The following is a 20,997-nucleotide window of genomic DNA, read 5'->3' as shown; positions in this document are numbered from 1 at the left end:
TACAATCTGTCCCTGTTGCAATAAGGGGAAAATGATAAGAAAGATAAAACTAGAACCACGATGCTATTCACCGCCACAGTTTAGAGCACAAATAGCATAAAACCATAAATAATAGGTAATAAGTATGCACTTTTTTAATGAGAGCTACTGAATGATCAATAAATACTGAATGATCAATAAATATGGGAAAAAGTGTAATATATTGGAGGTTTCTAAAAAGAAAAATCGAAATTACTATATAAATTATTAGAAGAAATCTAGTAATTGTATAAAATTATTAGGATTTAAAAGGTGAATAGGGAAGATTGAAATTCCATAGAAGAGTGGTGAAGCGCTTTCGTTCAACTAGATCACATCTGAAATTGAAAGAAAGATAAATTAAGTATTGATGTAATTACCCTGAAAAAGGTGATGATAGAAGGGTTAACTTATTATTCTTTCAACTTCAGATGCAATCCTAATCGTTATACGAAACTGTACGCGAGGCCGCGCCGTCCTGGCGCGGACGAGATGGGATTTGAAGTATTTCTTCGCAGTAGTTAAATTACGTGAAGCAAGGATTATTCTCATAGTATTTATTTAGAAAACTGCTAATATAAGAGTTGCAACTGATAGCTGCGAAATTGAAAGTACAATTTGGTAGTATGCAACTATAAAGATTGTTAGACTTTATTCCATAAAATAAGGGAGGTGTTTCGATGACATTAGGTGAAAGAATCCAAATATGCAGAAAATCAAAAAGCTTATCACAAGAGGAAATGGCTTCAGTTCTTGGTGTGTCTAGACAGGCTATATCAAAATGGGAGTGTAATGCTTCAATTCCTGATATTGATAAAATTATTGCGTTAAGCAACTTTTTTAATGTTTCAACAGACTATCTGTTAAAAGATGAGTATGCAAATGAAAATGAGGTCTTAAGTACGGAAACAAAAAAACGAAGTGGAAATATCCCCATTGCTATTTCTACCGCAATAATCGCAATAGGTCTTATTATCGCTTTAGCAATGGCTAATGATGGAACCCTATTCTTCTATTGGCAATTTAGTTCTGCTGCGTTAGGTATAGGCATCCAAATCATTGGAATATGTGTTTTTGAGGTTTTATATTTTAGTAAACTTTTTGAGATGAAAAGACAGTATTTGTTTTGGAGCATCAATATTTGGTTATTATCCGTTATGCCAATTATTCTTTCATCAGGTGTGTTATCGAAACTATTAAATAGACTTGAAGTTTTACATTATTCCTTCAGTATTGTGCTATTTTACTTTATATTTAATGGAGTTGTAACATTTGCTTTTTTAACTCTTTCAAAGAGATGGAACAATGCAAGAAAAAGCAAATACTTATAATACACATTATTCTCATTTTGTTTAATTAAAGCCACTACGGAGTGCTATAGGGGCCGCCGTCCGTGGCGGGCCTCTGAGTCTGGGGGCGTACGGCTTCGTATAACAGTGGATTCCCAAAATCTGAGAGAATATGAATGTAATAACCAGACTTCGGGAATTCACGAAACGTTATACGAAACATTTCACTAATAAAGAAAGGATGTAGTACGATGAAAAGGAGAACATTATTCTTTATAATTATTACAATTCTAATTATCGGGTCTGGATGTAATAAACAAACAGATACTGCTAAAGATGTAGCAATAAATGAAATTGGCTTGAAGCAAACGAATATTGTTAAAGATGTAGAAACAAATGAAATTGATTTGAAAGATTTTTTTATTGACTATAAAGGGTGTTTTATTATATATGATGAAAACGAGTCTAGGTACAGTATATATAATGAGTCACAAGTTGATGAACGATTATCACCATGCTCAACATTTAAGATTCCAAGCGCTTTGATTGGACTTGAAACTGGTGTGATTGAAGGCAAAGACTATGTTTATCAGTGGGATGGTAAAACGAATTGGATAGATTCTTGGAATAAGGATCACACATTAGCAACTGCTATTACTAATTCTGTAGTATGGTATTTTCAACGATTAGCCCAAAACGTTGGAGAAGATAGAATGCAGAAATATCTTGATAAGATTGATTATGGAAATAACGATATTTCTGGTGGCATAACAAAATTTTGGTTAGGTTCTTCACTAAAAGTAAGTGCACGGGAGCAAGTTGAATTCCTTATAAATTTATATCATGATAAGTTGCCATTTGATAAAGAAAATATGAAGATTGTTAGAGAAATTATCATTCTAGAGTCAACCGATGGATATGTATTTTCGGGGAAGACTGGCACAGCAGATAAAGGTCTTGGATGGTTTGTAGGAACTATTAAAAAAGGTGATGACATATATTATTTTGCAACAAATATTATTGGGGAAAACGATACAAATGGACCGAAGGCGAAAGAAATAACAAAAGAGATATTGAAATATTTAAAGATATATGAGAATTAAAGGAAAGTCTATGGAAAGTTCCGTGAAATGCTTCGTATAACAATGCACTCAAGTTCGCTTTGCTTGTTTGGGGTCATGCCTTCGAAGAAGCAAAGCACATTCCACAGCCTAAGATAGGAGCTATCTAAGGCTGAGAAATGTCTTGAGTGCGGAGACGTTATATGCCATCCTTAGCAAAGAATGTGGCGGTATTGGATAAAGTAGGGTTGGAAAGATAGTCATAAAAGATGGACAATGCGTAACAGCAATAAGTGTAATTAATTATGTATTTGTAAGAGTATACGAAATAATGGGGAGTTGTAATTATGGAAGAGATAAATGTTAATAATGAAAAAGTTATAATTAGAAAGGCTAATAAATCTGATGCTAAATCATTAATAGAATACCTCAATATAATCGGAGGAGAATCGGATTTCTTAACATTTAGAACAGGGGAGTTTGGAAGAAGTATTGAACAGGAAGAGGAATTTATTACAAATACATTAAGCACAAAAAATGCTTTGTTTATTATAGCTGAAGTCGATGGAAAGATAGTTGGAAATTTAAATTTTTCTGGAGGATCAAGACAAAGGAATGCTCATGTTGGTGAATTTGGAGTAAGTATTCTTAAAGAATATTGGGGGAAAGGTATAGGCGAAGAACTCATAAAATACTTAATTAACTGGAGCAAAGATTCAGGAATAATAAGAAAAATTAATTTAAGAGTTAGAAACGACAACACGCGAGGAATTAACTTATACAACAAACTCGGGTTTTTAGAGGAAGGAATAATAAAAAGAGATTTTTTGATTAATGATAAGTTCTATGATTCTTTAATAATGGGATTATTGATTGATTAAAAGATATATTTAATTAGTTTGCAAATTTCTTATATTATGCAGAATCAAAAGTTAATAATAGTTTAACATTATCCTTTTAATGTACTACTAAAGAGTTAGAAAATAATGGGCTTAATGGATATAAATGGTGCAGGGTTAAAGGACAGCATATAACAAGCCATTCCCGCAAGGGTGCAAGAAGCACCGTCACGGAGTAGGGTCAGCACCATACCTTCTCACTGGGTGCAAGCACCGCCAAGGGGTATTCCTATGGGGTCCAGTTCGAAGGCGTCGGGAATGGCAGAGACGTTATATGAAAGCGCACGGGAACAACTGACGCCACATCGTGTGGCGAATAAAGGAGGATTAAGAAATGAAGTGCAAAAGAATTTTTTTGATTTTGTTACTTGCGCTAGTAGTGTCAATCTGCGGATGCACAGCTACTCATACGATAATAGACAAAAACGAAGAAAAATCAGATGAAGCGGTTGGCTTAATGTTAAATCCAATGTCTCCTGATGGCACCTATGTGGTCCTCGCGATAATGGAAAGTGAGAATAATGCAAAGATCGTAGTGACCAGCAATAAAGACAATAAGGAAGTTGCATCAGTCAAGATAATCGGGAGCGATATTCAGCACCTATGGTCACCTGATAGCAGATGGTTAGCTATCACTTACTCAGGACGCATATGGAAAGACTATATGATTATCGATCTAGTAACAGGAAAGCACAAAAACCCACCAACGCCGGAAATAACGATTAATCAATTCAAAGAAGCTGGAGAAAGAATTGATTACATATTGAATGAAAACAGATCCGATCCATATCTTCAACCACTGGAGTGGTCGCCAGATAGTTCAAAGCTACTTGTATCATATTTATGGTTTGATAACGATATTGAGGTTCAAAATGGAGTAATGATCTATAACGTTGAAGAAAACAGATATGAAAAAATCATTCAGTATGAGCCCTGTGAAGGGGAGACTTATCAGCCATCAAAGCCGGAAAACTTCACATGGTAATTCAAGGGACCAACGTCCTGTTGGCCTCTGAATCTCGGGTCACCTGCGCCTACATATAACAGTGCATTGCCGGCTCTGCTCCGACCTAAACCTTTTCGCCGGGTGACAAGCACCGCCAAGAGGTATTCCTTTTGGGTCCGGCTCAAAGGCTTCGGCAATGCGAAACGTTAGTTGAAACCACAATATCGGGGCAGGGCGTTGGGGATCAATTAGTTTGTTTGGTGCTACTAAACATTAGATGAAAAATGTGGAATATGGATAATTTATATACTAGGAGGTGTAATATGATTGTAGTAGCCATTATTTGTACACTTATTGCTGGATTTGTTAGTTCCTTTTTAGAACCATTGCCTTTTGCAATGACGCTTCCAATTGTAGTTATGGGTAGCTTTATTTTGAAAGCAATTCAAGATAAGAAAAATTAAATGCATACTAAGCTAATGAACAAAAATGCAAAGTTTAGTTAAGTCGCTTTGTCTTTTTAATATGCCAATAGAAAGTGAGGCAGGTTGTGGCATCAACTAACATGACCATTCCCGCAGGGGTGCAAGAAGTGACGCCAGGGAGAGAGTCTCTGTATGCACTGTCGTCAAGAAGTAAGGTCAGTACCACACCTTCTCACTGGGTGGCAAGCACCGCCAAGGGGTATTCCTTTGGGGTCAATTGGTTTGTCAGATGCTATTGAATATTAGATGAAAAATATCTAACCCAAGGGGGTTGAAAAATGCACTATCTACTAAATGCTTTCCTTATATTTATTATCGGTTACTTTGCTGTTAGGTTAGCTATTAGACCGTTATTGGATCACTTAGACCAGCAAGAGGAAATAACTATAGATGAACAGAATTCGGGATTAACAAAATTGCGAGATATTGATGTGTTAGATAATACAGAGCTTGAAGAAATAATAGCATTATATAATAACAAGACAAAAATAAAGGAAAATAATGAAAAATATAAGAAATATGAGAATGTCTTAAATGAATTAAAAGAGACAGGGTATTTCACGGAAGAAGATTATTTGAATAGAATGACAAAACTTAGAAAGTATTTAAAAGTTGATTAGTGTCATTACTACTTGTAATTATGTTTATCATTAGATGTTTATATTTAGAAAAAATAAAATTTTACTTAGTATCACAATCATCTTTTTAATGTGGCATAAAAAAGTGAGATAAGTTGTGGCATCAACTAACAATGCATTGCCGGCTCCGCTTTGCTCCGACACAAACCTTTTCGCTGGGAGACAAGCTCCGTTAAGGGGGTATTCCTTTGGGGTCCAACTCAAAGGCTTCGGCAATGCCAAACGTTATATGCCATCCCCGCTAAAAAGTCGTGATAGTAAGTAAAACCGAAAAGAAAGATGGTAAAGATAGTCACATCAGATGGATCAGACGCAATATGGTAATATATATGATACATTACAATAAGTAGTAAATAACGAATTATAAATGCTAAAATATTTTAACACAAGATCAAGATGCCACAAGTGAATATCGAGGAGGAATTAGGAATGAGAATAGCAATATATCAAATTGATGCGTTTACAAACATACAGTTTAAAGGAAATCCTGCGGCTGTGTGCCCATTGGAGGCATGGATTGATAATGATTTGATGCAGAAGATTGCAGCAGAAAATAACTTGTCGGAAACAGCCTTTTTCGTAAAGAAAGGACATGATTATGAGTTGAGATGGTTTACCCCAAAAGGAGAAATAGACCTTTGTGGGCATGCTACGCTGGCGACTGCATATGTTATATTTACATATTTGGATAGCAGTATAGCGAATATCAAATTCCATACTATGAGTGGAGTATTGGAAGTATCAAAGGAAAGTGACTTATTGTCAATGATATTTCCGTCCAGAGAAGGAGAAAGATGCGAGGCTCCGGAGGCACTTGTTAAGGGTCTGGGCAAGAAGCCAATTGAAGTTTACAAGTCAAGAGACTATATGGTGGTTTTTGACACCGAAAAAGACATACTGAATCTGGAATTGAATATGGATGAGCTAAAAAAATTGGATGCATTTGGTGTAATTGCTACAGCGAAGGGTAATGAAGTAGATTTTGTATCGAGATTTTTTGCTCCAAAGGCTGGAGTGGATGAAGACCCTGTAACGGGATCTGCTCATTGTACGTTGGTTCCTTATTGGAAAAAGAAATTAAACAAGAATGGGTTTGTGGCATTACAATTATCTGAAAGAGGAGGAAAGCTTTACTGTACTGATTTAGGCGAAACGGTAAAGATATCTGGAGAAGCAGTATCTTATTTAGAAGGATACATCAATGTATAGATATATCTAAATAGTGGTTTAGTATAAATCTCCTTAAATTGTTAAGGAGTTAAATAAGTGGTCAGGTCGTATCCGCTTTTCTATGTGTTGCTAAATAATTAGATTTAAAAAGGTTCAGTGGAAATATAGAGCAGGGCACTAACGAGACGACACATAACACGAGGATTTACGGCTCCGGCTGCGCCTTCGACCTAACTTGACGGTTGTCATGCCAACCGCCAAGTTCGCAAATCCCGGGACCGCTATAGGAAATAGTGATATCGGGGATTTTCTCAGGGGTCTATTGAAAAGACGAGGAGATACACAATAGTTTGATAATGTGAAGTACAGGTAAGGAAGGTGAAGCTATGGCGATGTGGAATCCATGGAGAGGTTGTCGCAAGTATAGTGAAGGATGTAAGTTTTGCTATATTCATAAAGGTGACAGCAAGCGAGGAATTGACACTAATAATGTGGTAAAAACAGATAACTTTAATGCTCCCATTGAACAAAATAAAAAAGGGGAATACAAAATAAAATCAGGACAAACAGTCTATCTGTGTTTTTCCACAGATTTTCTTATAGAAGATGCAGACCAGTGGAGAAATGACTGTTGGTCTATGATGCGAGAACGACCCGAATTGCATTTTATATTTTTGACAAAGCGGATTGAAAGATTTATGCAGTGTATTCCCAATGATTGGAATGGCGGCTATGATAATGTGACAGTAGGCTGCACAATAGAAAATCAGGATAGAGCTGATTTTCGACTTTCAATATTTTCAAAGCTCCCTATAAAACATAAAAATATTATTTGTCAACCTCTTATTGAACGGGTTAGCATTATAAAATATCTTGATGATGTAGAGCTAGTTGTGGTCGGCGGTGAGTCAGATTATAATGCTAGACCTCTTAATTATGACTGGGTTTTATCAATAAGAGAACAGTGTATTGATAAGAATGTTGGGTTTGAGTTTAGGCAATGTGGTACTCATTTCATAAAAGACAACAAAAAATATACTTTAAATGTTAGAGAACTGTGCAGTCAAGCAAAAAAAGCAAATATAAATTGCTAAATAATATTTAGTAAAAATTTTGAGTATACTCTGTATTTGTAGTTATAACGCAATTAATATAAGACATCACTACTCCCTATAACAATGTTTTTACGGGAGGTGCTGGTGGGCACATTTGAGGGAAAGGTCAGAGCACCATACCTTCTCACTGGGTGCAAGCACCGCCAGGGGGAAGGTCAAGAGGGTCCAGTTCGAAGGCATCGCAAACATGAGAACGTTATATGCAATATATGCTAGGTTGTCTAGAGTTTGGAGGATATAATGAAGTTTACAGTTTATGATTTACAGATGGAATCAAAGACTTATAGATTATTTGATGTTATTGATGTTCCAAGACAATTGAGAGTGGTATATCCACAAGGTGATACACCAACAGTTCTTGCGAATGCTATGGGTTTCGATTTCTTAGAGAATATTTTTAAGATAGTGTCAGCAAGTATGAAGGATAATTGCTTAATTAGAGTAAAGGACAACTCTAAAGAGGTTGAGAGGTTCCATGACTGGTATCCAAGTTCAGCAGAGTTCCATTTAGATATGATAATTTATAACTATCAGTATACACAGATTAGTAGTAAGAAGATCATGAGACTACTGAAGATGTTAGATTATAGTAAAAAGAAATGTATTGATATTGCAGTTCCAGATATTGCTTACAATAATAATAAATGGTGGAAGCTGAAAGGCACGCTCAACGTTGATAAGAGGAGTAATTTCTTAACAATCTCATCTAATAGTTATGGTTTCTTATATATGGCTGACGAAGCTAGTAGCTATCATGATATTGAAGATGATGAAGAAGAGCTGTTTGCACATTCTCATTTATTCGGTTTGTGCAAACACGAAGATCTTCTTGATATGCGGTACTATTATGAGGAAAATTGATGCTTTCGCATATACTGCATATAACAGCGTATTTCCAACATGCACTCTCTATGAAGAAAGACGCTGTGGGTCAGAGTGAACATCGGGAATACGCGAAATGTTAGAGGACATAGGCTGCAAGGCCGCGCGTCCATGCGCGGATTTCGGTGGGTAAGTCTCTGGAGTTTTTATTACTGTCATATAAATTTGAAATGTGTTGTAATTAATTATATATTATGGAGGCGTAGGAAAATGAATATTCGCAAAGCAACCGTTGACGATATCGACATCCTTATTAAACTTCGAATTGATTACCTGTTAGCTGACAGAGGTAATTTGACAGAAGATGAAGAGAGTGCAATACGTTCACAGTTGACAACATATTATGTAAAACATATTAATCATGATTTCGTAGCTATATTAGCTGAAATAGAAAACAAAGTAGTGTCAACGGCGTTTCTTGCAATATCAGAAAAGCCTGCAAATCCAACATTCATTACAGGTAAAACGGGTACTTTGCTCAATGTACTTACATATCCTGAATATCGCAGAATGGGGTTTGCCAGAAAAGTGATATATCAAATAATTGATGAAGCAAAACAATTAGGCGTGTCTTCGATTGACCTTTCTGCTACACAGGATGGAAAGGCATTATATGAAAAAATTGGCTTTACTGAAGCGAAATCAAAATATACCTCAATGAAGTTACAGCTTGTTTGATTAGATATTAGCTAGCTAAATGAATACATTTTTTATTTATTTTCAGTTCTCACCATATGTACAAAGTGTGATTATTGAGAAGGGCTTCGAGGGACTTATCTGGGGACCGCCGACCTAGCGGCCTCTGAGTCACGGGGCAGCCTACATCATCTAACAATACATTTGCATAAAGGTGCTGGAAGTACGTGTCAAGGGAAAGGTCAGAGCACCACATTCCTTCACCGGGAGCAAAGCTCCGCTAAGGAGTAGGGTCAGGCGGGTCCGATTCAGGGATGTTGCAAATGCGAAGCGTTAGATGAAATATGGCATGTAATTTTGCCGATCTTCTCGGAGGGTATAAGGGAGGGATAAAATTATGTTGGATAATCTTCTTATTAGAGAATGTAATGCAAAGGATGAATCAGCGTTTATTAAACTTAATTTAACTTTTATGCAGGAAGTAATGGCGGAGAATCCTTATTGGACATCTTTAAAAATGCCAACAGAAGAGGAAATGAGAAATGTATTCAAGGAGGCTTTAAGTATGCCTGAACATATACAGATTTTTGTTGGTGAGATTGATGGGGAAGTAATAGGATATGCAAATACATTGATGGTCTACAGTATATGATCTAGAGGAAAAGCATTGGCAATAGACGATTTATATATAGCTGTACCTTATAGAGGAAGAGGCAATGGAAAAAGGATGATGGAATATTTAACTAAATTTGCTGAACACAAGGGATATAAAAGAATTCAGTTGCATGCAGAACTGAGTAATGAGAGAGGACATAATTTATATAGAAAGATAGGATTTAATGAAGAAGAAATGATGTTTTTTATGAAGCAGGTAGAACTTGAGAGATGATGAATTTGCCGTCTGTGGCACATCAGGCATATCATACATCATCTAACAGCGTATTCCCAACACTTAATCAAGATGAATGTTATTAGGACACGTCGGGAATACGCGGAACGTTATCTGTAAATTTTGAATAACAGAGCGATAGCTCAAAGGTTTTAAAAATTATATAAAGGTATTGAAGGAGAGATAAGATTGAAAACTATATTTGATTTAAGAGAGAAGCAAGATGGTGCAGTTCATGAGGCTATCCAAAATCTTTATGACGAACCTTTGAAGGTAGTTAGATTGGATAATAAATCAATCACTGCGTGCATCGGATGTTGGAACTGTTGGCTCAAGACTCCTGGTAGATGTGTAATGAAAGATCAAATGGCTGAATCCTATCCCGCCTATGTAAACAGTGATGCTATAATTTTACTAATCGATACAGCACAAGGATTTATTAACTATAAAGCTAAAGCTTTTTTGGATAGGACAATTCCACATTACCATCCATATATAAAAATTGTAGATGGAGAATGTCATCATGTTGCTAGATATAAGTGTTATCCTGATATGGTATTTTACTATGATACTGAAGGATTAACTACTCAAGAAGAACATGTTATTGAGGATTATTTGTATCGTACTGCTTACCATTTTCAATCTAAAGCCTACCGCATTGTAAAAGATGGTAGTCTTCAATTACGCTTACTGGAATCAAGGAAGGCTAAAAGACAGGCTGTGGCCTTTGATTCAATTGAACCAATGGAAAAACTAGTGATTTACAATGGTTCGCCTAGAAGGAGTGGCAGTAATTCCGTACTTATTCTGAAAAAAGTCCTTGAAACCCTTGGGGATAGAATTGAGATTCGTGATTTGAAGGAAGGAGATAAATGGGAGGAGTGGGCATATTCTTTTAAAAGTGAGAATCATGTTATGTTCTTCATGCCCTTGTATGTCCATGCAATGCCTTCCCACGTCATGAAATTTATCGAGAAACTTCAAGTCTCCAGAGGAAGTATAAGCTTTTTTGTACAATCTGGCTTTCCAGAAAGTAGTCAGTCTCACTATCTTGAGGCATATTTTGAACAACTAGCCCTTAGATTGGGAAGAACTTATATTGGTACAGCCATTAAGGGTGGGGTGGAAGGTTTGCAGGTGAGACCTGCTAAAACTCAAGAAAAGATTATTGAACCAATGGTAAAATCCATTGCTAACTTAGTGTGTGAAGGAAGTTTCAACACAAACAGTATCTGCCAATTGGCTAGACCAATTCGATTGGGAAAGGGTATGGAAATTTTCTTTAAGGTACTTATCAAGATTGGGCTAGTAAACTTTTTCTGGGATCAACAGCTTAAAAAAAATGATGCATATGAAAAACGGTTTGATTGTCCTTATTTATTCTTAAATAAGAAAAGCACTACGGTTTAATTCTGTCAATAAATTGACATATTTGAAAGACTGATTCGCAATACTCTTGAATCAATAACTTATAAAAGACTGTTTGGAAAAGTGGCTTTTGTAGTGTAGTTGCAAAAACTACAGATAACAAAAAATTTCCATTCAGCTTGGCTTGGAAAGACAGCCAAGCTACACCTACGAAGCTAAGAAAAGAGCTTTCTAAGATTCTCGGCGTCGGAAATTAGAAACGTTATGTAAAAGGCTGTACATAGATAGCGGCTGCAAAGGAGAAAAAGAGATGATGGGAGATATATTAGTTATCATAGGAATTTTTTATTTAAGTGTTTTGATACACGAAATTGGTCATTGTGTTATGCCAAGGTTAGCAGGAGTAAAAGAGTTTAATAATATTTATTTGGGGATCGGAAATGAACTTTATAGGTTACAGGTAGGGAATTTTAATATAGTAATGAACAGATTTTTAGTTCCATTTGGATACGTTGGAGGAAAAGAAAAAATTAATTATGATAGTTTCAATGTTCTGCAAAGAGCCCTCATTCACTTAGGAGGTATTATATTTAATTTAGCTATAGCTATAATAGCATTTGGAGTAATTTATTACTCAAGTTATGATTTTCTCTTGATTGGAAGCTTTGCATCATTAATACCATATATTTTTAAAAGCGTCGTGTATAGTTCACTATGGGTTTTTCAAAATGGATTTGAAGGGGTGACTGCATTACTCAATGCCAAAAATAATTTAGGAATATATTTCTATTTTTATATTTTCGGTATTATTAATAGTTTTATATTTATATTCAATACAATACCAATCCCAATGATGATAAAGAATGGCAAGATATTATTCAATGATGGAGGTCAATTCATCTTCAAAGGATTGTTAAACAAGGGTACAGCTTCAAGTAAAGGGTGTAGATAATCAGCCCTTCACATAACAGAGCCTTAGCAGATATCGGTAAGAAGGTTTTAAGGGAAAGTCCGACATCGCTAAGCCTCAAGACGTTAGACGAAATGACCAAAAACAGCTAAATGGTTTATAAAGCATTTAAAAATACAATCGTAATATAAAATTAAATAATGAGTTAAAAAAACTGAGGAGAGGTATTTATGATAAAATATTTTGTATTTGATTTTGATGGTACTTTAGTTGATTCTCAAGATATTATTATTGAAGCTTATAACCAGCTTGCAAGTAAATATAAATCCAACAAGATTGACCAAAAAGATTTTGAATATATAAAAGGATTGTCTATAGTGAAAAGGTGTAAATTTTTAAATTTCAAATTATATAAATTTCCACTTATGGCGTTGGATATTTATAAATTATATAAGAACTCCATAAAGGATCTTACTTTATTTGATGGAATAAAGGAGCTATTAGAAGCATTAAATTCTAAGGGTTTTCAACTTGCAATTATATCAACAAATTCTGAGTCTAATATCAGAGATTTTCTTCAACTAAACCAAATTGACTTTATTAATGAAGTTATTTGTTCAAATAAAATCTATGGTAAAGATAAAGATATTAAAAGATTTTTAGAAACGAAAAAACTAAAAGATTTCGAAGTAGTTTATGTTGGAGACGAAGTTAGAGACATTATTGCGAGTAAAAAAAATGGTATAGAGGTAATATGGGTAAGTTGGGGATATGATCAGATTGATAATATAAAGAAAGAACATCCAGATTATATAGTTAATGAACCACATGAAATTTTAAGTATTTCAAGTCAATTTAGAGGAGTATGAACTATCAAAAAATATGGGGTCTTTTTGGTCACATCGCCTAACAAGACAGTTCGCCGCTCCGCTAACGCTCCGACCTAACTTTTAGCTGTCATGCCTTTGCATTTGAGCTGCAAAGGTGGTTAGCAAAAGCCACGCCAGCTAAAAGTTCGCGAACTGCTAGACCGTTATATGCCATCTATTAATTGAGTACTATAGAAAGAGTTTTTTAAAAAATATTAGAACTAATTTGATATAAATAAGGAGCTGAATAGATTGAAATTAAGAAATTTTGTCCCGTTAATCATTGCCTTTCCATCAGTTGTCATTGGTGCTGTAGCCATGCATTTAAATAAAATCTCAATAGGTATATGGAGTCAAAATATTGTTGCACTAATAATCTCAGGATTTATTTCCTATTTATTCTTGAAAGAAAAACCTAAATTCAGTAAAAGAAACTCTTTTGGTTTTATTGTTCCAATAACAGTAATTCTCTTATTTCTAACATTTTTAGATAGTGGTTTAGATGGTGTTCATAGATGGGTATCTATCGGTCCAATTAAGCTGAACGTTGCAAGTATAATGTTACCTATTTTTATTATAGAATTATGGAGAATTTTAAAAATATTTAATTGGTGGCATTCCATGACAATTACCATAGCTGTTTCTATTTTACTCGCTTTGCAACCTGATGCATCACAAACAACGGGGTTTATATTTCCAATGATAATATTGTTATTAAGTAAAGCCAACAAGAGTGTTATTCGATATAGTATTACAAGCTTAATATCAGTAATTCCTATAATATCTTGGATTTTTATTGATAGCTTACCTCCTATTGATTATGTTGAAGAAATTGTATTAATAGTCAAAAACTTAGGTGCAGTATGGTTTCTGATAGGAATTGGTTCTTTAGCACTATTACCACTACCTTTTATAATATTTCCATCGAAGAATTATAGGTTGATATCAATGTGTCTTGGTTTGTATTTTATAATTATAATAATTTCCACATTGTTTGGTAATTTTCCTGTTCCACTGATGGGTTATGGGATTTCTCCAATCATAGGCTATTTTATAGCTATAACATGGTTATTAAAAGTTAACACAAAGGTTTTCAAGTCACAAGCATAGTCATTTGTATATTTTCGAAGGTATAATGAAGAGGACGGCATATAACAATGCATTGCCAGCTCCGCTGCGCTCCGACCCAAACCTTTTCGCTGGGAGACAAGCTCCGCCAAGAAGGTATTCCTTTGGAGTCCAGCTCAAAGGCTTCGCAAATGCGGAACCGTTATATAAAATCGCGCGCAAAAGACTGCCACATCGTGTGGCGAGTTTGAGTAAGAAGGGCTTCGAAGGATAATATGGTTTTGTATTTATCTTACAATCATGAGAGGAGAAATACTGATGAAAGATGTAGAAGAAAGACTTGCAAAATCTCTGACTGCTGAAACAATAGATTTAATTCCTTATTTACCATATTTGCTTCAGGATTTATGGGAACTTGGCTCGAAACCAGAAGATATTATAGAACTTATAAATAAGAATGTTCAAGTTAAGACAGAACTTAAAATACTTGATCTTGCTTGTGGGAAGGGAGCAGTTAGTATAAAATTGGCAAAGGAAATTAGATGTAATGTCAATGGTATTGACATTATTCCTGAGTTTATTAGCTATGCAGAACAAAAAGCGAAAGAATTTGAAGTACAGGATTTGTGTAGATTTATAATTGAAGATATAAATCTTTCTGTTACTAAGGAACAAGGATATGATATTGTTATTCTTGGTGCGGTGGGAGAAGTACTTGGAGCCCCGGAAATAACAATTCAAAAACTTAAGAATACCATTAAACCTGGAGGTTTTATCATCATTGATGATGCATATAGTCGAGAGGATGTAACTAGCAATTATTTATCATACAAACAATGGTTAAAGATATTTAAAAAGACAAGTATTCAACTGATTGAGGAAAAGCCTGCTAGTGAAGATGAAATGTCAGATATAAATGATAAAAACAATCAATGTATTATTAACCGAGCAAATGAATTAAAAAAGAAATACCCTGATAAGGCAACTTTGTTTGAAAGTTATATTAATAGTCAGTTGGCTGAGTGTGATGAACTCGAAAACGAAATTATTGCAGTGACGTGGATGTTGAAAAAGATATAAAAACAGTATACTTAAGAGGCCGACGTCCTGTCGGCTTCTGGCTATGGCGGCATGCGACTTTACATAACAGGACAATTCACGGCTTCGCTACGACCTAACTTTTTGGCTGTCACGCCTTTTGCATCTAGAAGGAATGAAGGAAAGGGCAAAAGTCACGCCAGCCAAAAAGTTCGTGAATTGCCGGGACATTATATAAAATCGCGCGCAAAATAGCCGCCACATCCTAGGTCGGATTTAGTAAGAATGCTTTTGGAGTAGACTTATTTTTGAATTATACATAAATTGTGAAAGACAAAAAAACTATTTGGTCTATGCGAAATATGAATTAGGCACAGTGCAATAAGAAATGGAGGAGAAGAAATGGCTATGGACAAACAATATCTATCAGATTTTGAAGCGATATTGTCACACAGGTATGATAATGGTGCAGACTACTGGACTACTCCCGACAAACGATTAATAAAAGGATCACCTTTCTCCACTCTAGACTGCTTACTTTATCTGTTAGAATTGCGTATAGAGCCTACCGAGTCTTTACTTAAAAAATGCGCCGACTTAATATTTAGTGCATGGAAAGAAGATGGAAGTTTTAGGTTGTATCCAAAAGGCTCAATTTACCCATGCCATACCGCTCTCGCTGCCAATGTTCTTTGTCACATGGGATATGCTTGCGATGCTAGATTACAGAAAACTTTCCAACACCTTTTAGGTACCCAATACACCGATGGTGGTTGGCGTTGCAATAAGTTTAGTTTTGGTCGAGGTCCAGAAACTCAGTATTCAAACCCATTCCCAACACTTACTGTCTTGAACGCATTCCGCTTTAGTGACTATCTAAATAAAGAACCAGCGCTTGACAGGGCTGTGGATTTCTTACTTGAACATTGGGTAATCCGAAAACCGATTGGTCCATGTCACTACGGAATGGGCACATTGTTCATGCAAGTTGAATATCCATTTCGTAACTATAATATTTTTGTTTATGTTTATGTGTTATCCTTTTATGACCGGGCAAAAGAGGATAATCGGTTTCTGGAAGCCTTAAAAGCGCTGGAATCCCAAATGGTAGATGGTCAGATTGTTGTTGAGCGCATTGTTCCGAAGTTGGCCAAGTTTTCTTTCTGTAAAAAAGGTGAACCAAGTGCATTGGCAACAAGACACTATCACGAAATCTTAAAGAACCTTGGCATAAATTGAAAACCAACATTTGATGATATGATTAAGTAAGGTAATCAACGTGAGTGCTCATGTATATTAAATGGTTTTATTTTAGGATTAGCCGTTTGTGGCGGGTCTGGCTTCGAGGGGCGTGGTACTTCATAGAACATGGTTTCTCCTTTGGTGTGCAGAGGCAAGTCCTTGTGGTAAGGGCAGCACACCATATTCCTTCACTGGGTGCAAGCACCGGCAAGGGGTATTCCTTATGGGGCCAGTTCAGGAACGTCGGAGACGTTAGACGTTATAAGAAATGGCGATATCGGGGTTGTACTTATGGGTCTTGTCTGAGAATAACCGGACTTACAAAGTTGGCTATCCATATGAAGATTAAAAGGTTAGGAGAACATTTTATGAAACATGGAAAAATAATTGGTAGAGGTAATACTGCAACTGTGTATGAACTTAAAGAAGGAAAAGTGCTTAAGCTTTTCAGTCAAGGCTATCCTAAAGAAGCCGTAGAAAGAGAGTTTTTTAATGCAAAAGCAATAAGTAATATGAGTTTTGCAAAACCAAATGCATATGAGATGGTTTTTTGCGAAGATCAAATGGGTATTATTTATAATAGAGTTGAAGGGGAATCTCTGTTAGATTGGGTTACAAAAACAGGTGATATGCAGAGATGTGCAGTATATATGGCAGAGTTACATAAGTCAATTGGTCGGAATGAGATTATTAATGTACCAAATTATAAAGAATTTTTAGAATATAATATAGTTAAGGGACTATCCGATAACTTAGAAAAGCGAAAAAAGGCACTGCAAATGCTAGAAAAATTAGGTGATGGGAATGTGCTTTGTCATGGAGATTATCACCCAGGTAATATATTCTTATCGGATGGACATGTAGTGGTTATTGATTTCATGAATGTATGTTATGGAGATTTTCTTTATGATGTTGCAAGAACTGTATTTCTAGTAGAATACACACCTGTGCCGGTGGAAATGGAAAATAAAAAAATTGTTTATCAATTTAAAAAAACACTGGCAGACTTATATCTTATGCAAATGAATGTTACTAGAGACATGATAAAGGATTATCTATATGTTATTAGTGCTGCTAGGGTAGGTGAATGTCCGAATGAACAGGATAGTTACAGAACTATTTATATAATATGAGCAAAGGTCTAGGAAAAAGATGTTGCCACTCCTTATAACAATACATTTGCATAAAGGTGCAGGCGGTACGTGTCAAGGGAAAGGTCAGAGTACCACACCTTCTCACTGGGTGGCAAGCACCACTAAGAAGTATTCCTTTGGGGTCCAGTTCGAAGGCGTCGCAAATGCGAAAACGTTAGTAGACATTGGCTCACTCATTTCAGAGTATTCCTTTTGGGTCATAATCAAGATGTGAAGTGATTTCTATAGATTAAAAAAGTATCAAAATTGACTTAAAAAGTATATAGAAAGGGAAAATTATAATAGTTTAATTATACAAGGTGCATATATGAACAAATTTAATGTTACAACAAGAAAATTAGAACAGAAAGAGGTACTTAAAATAATTAAGAGAATTGTAATTGTAAGTATAGGTGTTTATATCTTTTTACTTTTATTTACACATTTTTTTCTTGAACGAATAATTTTGTGGCCTCGAAAACTATCTCAAGAAGTACCTTCTTTATCAATTCAACAAGGATGTATTGAAAATATAGAACTTAAAATGAAGGATGGTACTATTATAAGAGGTTGGTTTATAAAAAAAATAAAAAGTGAAAAGATGAATTTGCTCATTTATTTTGGTGCAAATGCTGAAGAATTATCTAGTGTGATTTCAAAAATGGCAAATATAGATGAATGGTCTGTGGCATTAATTAACTACAGAGGGTATGGAATGAGTGAAGGAAGTGCTACAGAAACAACTCTATATAGTGATTCTGAGGAAATATATGATTATTTTATCAATAGGGAAGATATTAATAAGAGTAATATTGTTGTTATGGGAAGAAGTATAGGTACGGGTGTAGCTACATATTTAGCAGAAAAAAGAAAGATATCAGCTGTAATTCTTGTTTCACCTTATGATAATTTGCCTAATCTAGTTCAAAACAAATGCCTGATTGTACCTGCTAACTTAATTTTACCACACAAGTATGATTCTATTGGTCGTGCCCCTTCAATTGAGCAACCATTACTAATCCTTACTGGCAGTGAAGATGGGCTCATACCAATAGGGCATTCAAAAAGACTTAAAGAAGCTTGGGGCGGGAAGGTTTTTTATGAAGAATTATTTGGTGAAAGTCATAATTCAATTGATGATGTAGAAGAATATTGGAATAAGATTGAAAAATTCTTATTTGAGCAAGAGTCTTTATAAAATATAGCTTGAGTAATGCTACGAAGTTGAGTGAGCCAACATCTCCTAACATGTAGTTTCCAACATCTGTTAGGCTAAGCTAAGAGCTAGCTAAGTCTAACAGACGTTGGAAACTACAAGAACGTTATACAATATTGAGCACTATTAGAAGGCTCTTTATATAGTGCAGCGAAACTAGAAATATTTAAGTAACGAGGTGAAATGATGTTTTTGAATATGAAAGATATTGCAAGAAAGCAATTGGCAATTGATATGAACTGTAGAGAAGAAGATTTAATTAATGATGGTCTTGTTTTTTGTAATGCTAAAACTAATTTGGGATGTAGAAATGTAAAAAGACAAAATCCATATCTTGAAATTGCAACAATGGGAAAAGGAATTGTAGTTTCAGGAGATGAAAATATTCTTGATAGAATTAAACCACTGCTTATTGGGAAATCAAGAGAAGAAATATTTGAAGCTCCATTTTTGTATGGGCACTCTATCTATTATCTGCCTGATAAGAATATAACTAGGATAGAAAAAACATTTGATGGACTCGAATTCTTTGTTAAAGAACAAAGCCAGATTGCAGATTTATATGGAATTCAAGGATTTGATAATGCAATTGGATTTTCTAAGGACGGAAGTTATACTACAGGCATTGGAATGTACGCCAAAAAAGACGAAAAGATAGTTGCTCTCGTAGGTGCATCAACTGAATGCGATACTATGTGGCAAATAGGGATTGACGTATTACCAGAATTTCGAAATAAGGGATTAGCAACATACCTCGTTAATAATATTACATTTTTGATTATGGAAAAAGGGATTGCACCATATTATTGCGCTGCATCATCTAATATAAGCTCCCAGGCAACAGCACATAGGAGCGGATATGTTGCTACATGGATGAGTACCTACCAAAATGCATTTGATGGGAGTTCTTCTTTTGACGAGCATCTTAATATAAAAAAGATACTCTAAATAGTTCATGGTTATTGGTAGTTTTCGTGCACAACATCGTATAACAATGCACTCAAGTTCGTTTTGCCTGTTTTGGGTCATCCCTTCGAAGAAGCCAAAGCACGTTCCTCAGCCTAAGATAAGAGCTATCTACGGCTGAGGAACGTCTTGAGTGCGAGGACGTTATGTGACATACTAGTTTTTAGTATTGGATATTTTTGTTAAGAAAGAAATTTATTATTTTTGATGAGAGAGAGGTCAGAAGGTATGTATGAAAAATTATTAAATATTAGCTATTATATCGGTTTTATACCATTTTACTGGTTATTTAATGCTATTCAACATAGAAAACGTAGGAAGGATTATCATTACTTACAAGCATTAGCTATAAATTTTCTGCTATTCTGTAGTTTTATAATCTTTTTTATTTGTTTTAGCATACAAACGTTTATATTGTATTTTTATCGTAATCTTGCATTAACCATGCCAATAGAGCTTTCTTTCTACATATTGGGTTGCTTATTATTTATATGTTTAATTATTTGGCTTGAAGGAATTGTTAGTGCAATAATTGGGCGTGCTCCAAGAATATCACTATTTTCAAGTTTTACTCGTACAAGGTTTTCAACAGTATTAACAGCATTTCATCATTTTTTCGTTATATTGATAATTATAGTAGCAATTCACTCATCTTCTATAGCTCAAACAGAGGTAGAAGAAGCAGAGATATTTCTATTATATGATGATATGGGGTATATACCAAGGTGGGTATTTACTCTTGGGTTTTATTGTGATTCAATTATCGCTATTAATCGTTGGGGAGACAATAGTGTTGCCATTGTACCCTTGAATAACAATACAATAGATTATGCTTTGGAGAATGGACGTTTTATATTTGTTGCATCTCATGGATTAGAAGGGTATATAATACTTCAACACAACATTTTCTATGGACCTGAAAATGTTGAGAGTAATAATATAAGTGCAAGTCTTCAGTATGTTTATTTATCGGGTTGTGATACAGGATTAAAACGAGAAGAATGGGAGAATGCACTGAGTCCCGCATATGTTAAAACATTTGACCGTTTATCTACAACTTTTGAGCATTTTTATTGGTTGGTTATTAAGGGACCTAAAGTTATTAATTCTTTGATTTAGTTATTATTGGAATAGTATTTGCTAATTTCCGTACGTCACA

The 20,997-nt window shown here is 34.9% G+C and carries 22 protein-coding genes; all 22 read left to right on the top strand.

Annotation, left to right across the window (positions count from 1 at the left end; translation table 11 throughout):
* Window positions 1-698: 698 nt before the first annotated feature.
* The 22 genes from CHB72_RS16510 to CHB72_RS16405 all read left to right on the top strand — a co-directional run bounded on the left by CHB72_RS16510 (window position 699) and on the right by CHB72_RS16405 (window position 20,957).
* On the top strand, window positions 699-1,349 hold the full coding sequence (locus tag CHB72_RS16510) for a helix-turn-helix domain-containing protein (RefSeq protein ID WP_089283977.1): 651 nt from the start codon (window positions 699-701) through the stop codon (window positions 1,347-1,349).
* 209 nt (window positions 1,350-1,558) lie between these two features.
* Window positions 1,559-2,410, top strand: a complete 852-nt coding sequence (gene blaOXA, locus CHB72_RS16505; RefSeq protein WP_089283976.1) for a class D beta-lactamase — start codon at window positions 1,559-1,561, stop codon at window positions 2,408-2,410.
* 305 nt (window positions 2,411-2,715) lie between these two features.
* Window positions 2,716-3,249 (top strand): GNAT family N-acetyltransferase, encoded by a 534-nt coding sequence (locus tag CHB72_RS16500; protein ID WP_089283975.1) that lies wholly within the window; start codon window positions 2,716-2,718, stop codon window positions 3,247-3,249.
* Window positions 3,250-3,601: 352 nt separating this feature from the next.
* Window positions 3,602-4,252, top strand: coding sequence for a hypothetical protein (locus CHB72_RS16495; protein ID WP_089283974.1), 651 nt, complete (start codon window positions 3,602-3,604; stop codon window positions 4,250-4,252).
* A 284-nt stretch (window positions 4,253-4,536) separates the two neighbouring features.
* Window positions 4,537-4,677 carry a hypothetical protein gene (locus CHB72_RS26665; RefSeq protein WP_176431424.1) on the top strand — a complete coding sequence of 47 codons (141 nt, stop codon included), beginning with the start codon at window positions 4,537-4,539 and terminating at the stop codon, window positions 4,675-4,677.
* Window positions 4,678-4,976: 299 nt separating this feature from the next.
* Entirely contained in the window at window positions 4,977-5,318 is a 342-nt protein-coding gene (locus CHB72_RS16490; protein WP_089283973.1) for a hypothetical protein, read from the top strand.
* Window positions 5,319-5,765: 447 nt separating this feature from the next.
* Complete coding sequence (locus tag CHB72_RS16485; RefSeq protein ID WP_089283972.1) at window positions 5,766-6,545, top strand: PhzF family phenazine biosynthesis protein; 780 nt, start codon at window positions 5,766-5,768, stop codon at window positions 6,543-6,545.
* A gap of 347 nt (window positions 6,546-6,892) precedes the next feature.
* A complete protein-coding gene (locus tag CHB72_RS16480; RefSeq protein WP_089283971.1) occupies window positions 6,893-7,600 on the top strand; it encodes a DUF5131 family protein in 708 nt (235 codons plus the stop codon).
* Window positions 7,601-7,861: 261 nt separating this feature from the next.
* Entirely contained in the window at window positions 7,862-8,482 is a 621-nt protein-coding gene (locus tag CHB72_RS16475) for a hypothetical protein (protein WP_089283970.1), read from the top strand.
* Between the two features lie 231 nt (window positions 8,483-8,713).
* Window positions 8,714-9,181, top strand: a complete 468-nt coding sequence (locus CHB72_RS16470; RefSeq protein ID WP_176431423.1) for a GNAT family N-acetyltransferase — start codon at window positions 8,714-8,716, stop codon at window positions 9,179-9,181.
* A 355-nt stretch (window positions 9,182-9,536) separates the two neighbouring features.
* On the top strand, window positions 9,537-9,791 hold the full coding sequence (locus CHB72_RS16465) for a GNAT family N-acetyltransferase (RefSeq protein WP_089283968.1): 255 nt from the start codon (window positions 9,537-9,539) through the stop codon (window positions 9,789-9,791).
* Between the two features lie 15 nt (window positions 9,792-9,806).
* Window positions 9,807-10,028 carry a GNAT family N-acetyltransferase gene (locus tag CHB72_RS16460; protein WP_089283967.1) on the top strand — a complete coding sequence of 74 codons (222 nt, stop codon included), beginning with the start codon at window positions 9,807-9,809 and terminating at the stop codon, window positions 10,026-10,028.
* A gap of 189 nt (window positions 10,029-10,217) precedes the next feature.
* The gene (locus CHB72_RS16455) at window positions 10,218-11,438 is read left to right on the top strand and encodes a flavodoxin family protein (RefSeq protein ID WP_089283966.1); all 1,221 of its coding nucleotides are present in this window, start codon (window positions 10,218-10,220) and stop codon (window positions 11,436-11,438) included.
* Window positions 11,439-11,706: 268 nt separating this feature from the next.
* Entirely contained in the window at window positions 11,707-12,348 is a 642-nt protein-coding gene (locus CHB72_RS16450) for a M50 family metallopeptidase (protein WP_089283965.1), read from the top strand.
* Between the two features lie 188 nt (window positions 12,349-12,536).
* Window positions 12,537-13,175, top strand: a complete 639-nt coding sequence (locus CHB72_RS16445) for an HAD-IA family hydrolase (RefSeq protein ID WP_089283964.1) — start codon at window positions 12,537-12,539, stop codon at window positions 13,173-13,175.
* A 252-nt stretch (window positions 13,176-13,427) separates the two neighbouring features.
* Window positions 13,428-14,285, top strand: a complete 858-nt coding sequence (locus CHB72_RS16440; RefSeq protein WP_242975165.1) for an FtsW/RodA/SpoVE family cell cycle protein — start codon at window positions 13,428-13,430, stop codon at window positions 14,283-14,285.
* A gap of 276 nt (window positions 14,286-14,561) precedes the next feature.
* Window positions 14,562-15,323: a class I SAM-dependent methyltransferase gene (locus CHB72_RS16435; protein WP_089283962.1), complete on the top strand. Its 762-nt coding sequence runs from the start codon at window positions 14,562-14,564 to the stop codon at window positions 15,321-15,323.
* 360 nt (window positions 15,324-15,683) lie between these two features.
* Window positions 15,684-16,520, top strand: coding sequence for a prenyltransferase/squalene oxidase repeat-containing protein (locus CHB72_RS16430; protein ID WP_089283961.1), 837 nt, complete (start codon window positions 15,684-15,686; stop codon window positions 16,518-16,520).
* A 371-nt stretch (window positions 16,521-16,891) separates the two neighbouring features.
* Entirely contained in the window at window positions 16,892-17,656 is a 765-nt protein-coding gene (locus CHB72_RS16425; RefSeq protein WP_089283960.1) for a phosphotransferase family protein, read from the top strand.
* A 328-nt stretch (window positions 17,657-17,984) separates the two neighbouring features.
* Entirely contained in the window at window positions 17,985-18,854 is an 870-nt protein-coding gene (locus CHB72_RS16415) for an alpha/beta hydrolase (protein ID WP_089283958.1), read from the top strand.
* A 216-nt stretch (window positions 18,855-19,070) separates the two neighbouring features.
* Window positions 19,071-19,820, top strand: a complete 750-nt coding sequence (locus CHB72_RS16410) for a GNAT family N-acetyltransferase (RefSeq protein ID WP_176431422.1) — start codon at window positions 19,071-19,073, stop codon at window positions 19,818-19,820.
* A 246-nt stretch (window positions 19,821-20,066) separates the two neighbouring features.
* On the top strand, window positions 20,067-20,957 hold the full coding sequence (locus CHB72_RS16405; protein ID WP_089283956.1) for a hypothetical protein: 891 nt from the start codon (window positions 20,067-20,069) through the stop codon (window positions 20,955-20,957).
* Window positions 20,958-20,997 lie beyond the last annotated feature (40 nt).

This window comes from Anaerovirgula multivorans (assembly GCF_900188145.1).
In the GTDB taxonomy this organism is placed as follows: domain Bacteria; phylum Bacillota; class Clostridia; order Peptostreptococcales; family Natronincolaceae; genus Anaerovirgula; species Anaerovirgula multivorans.
Note: the sequence above shows the minus strand (reverse complement) of the source record. Positions and strands in the feature narration are given on the sequence as shown.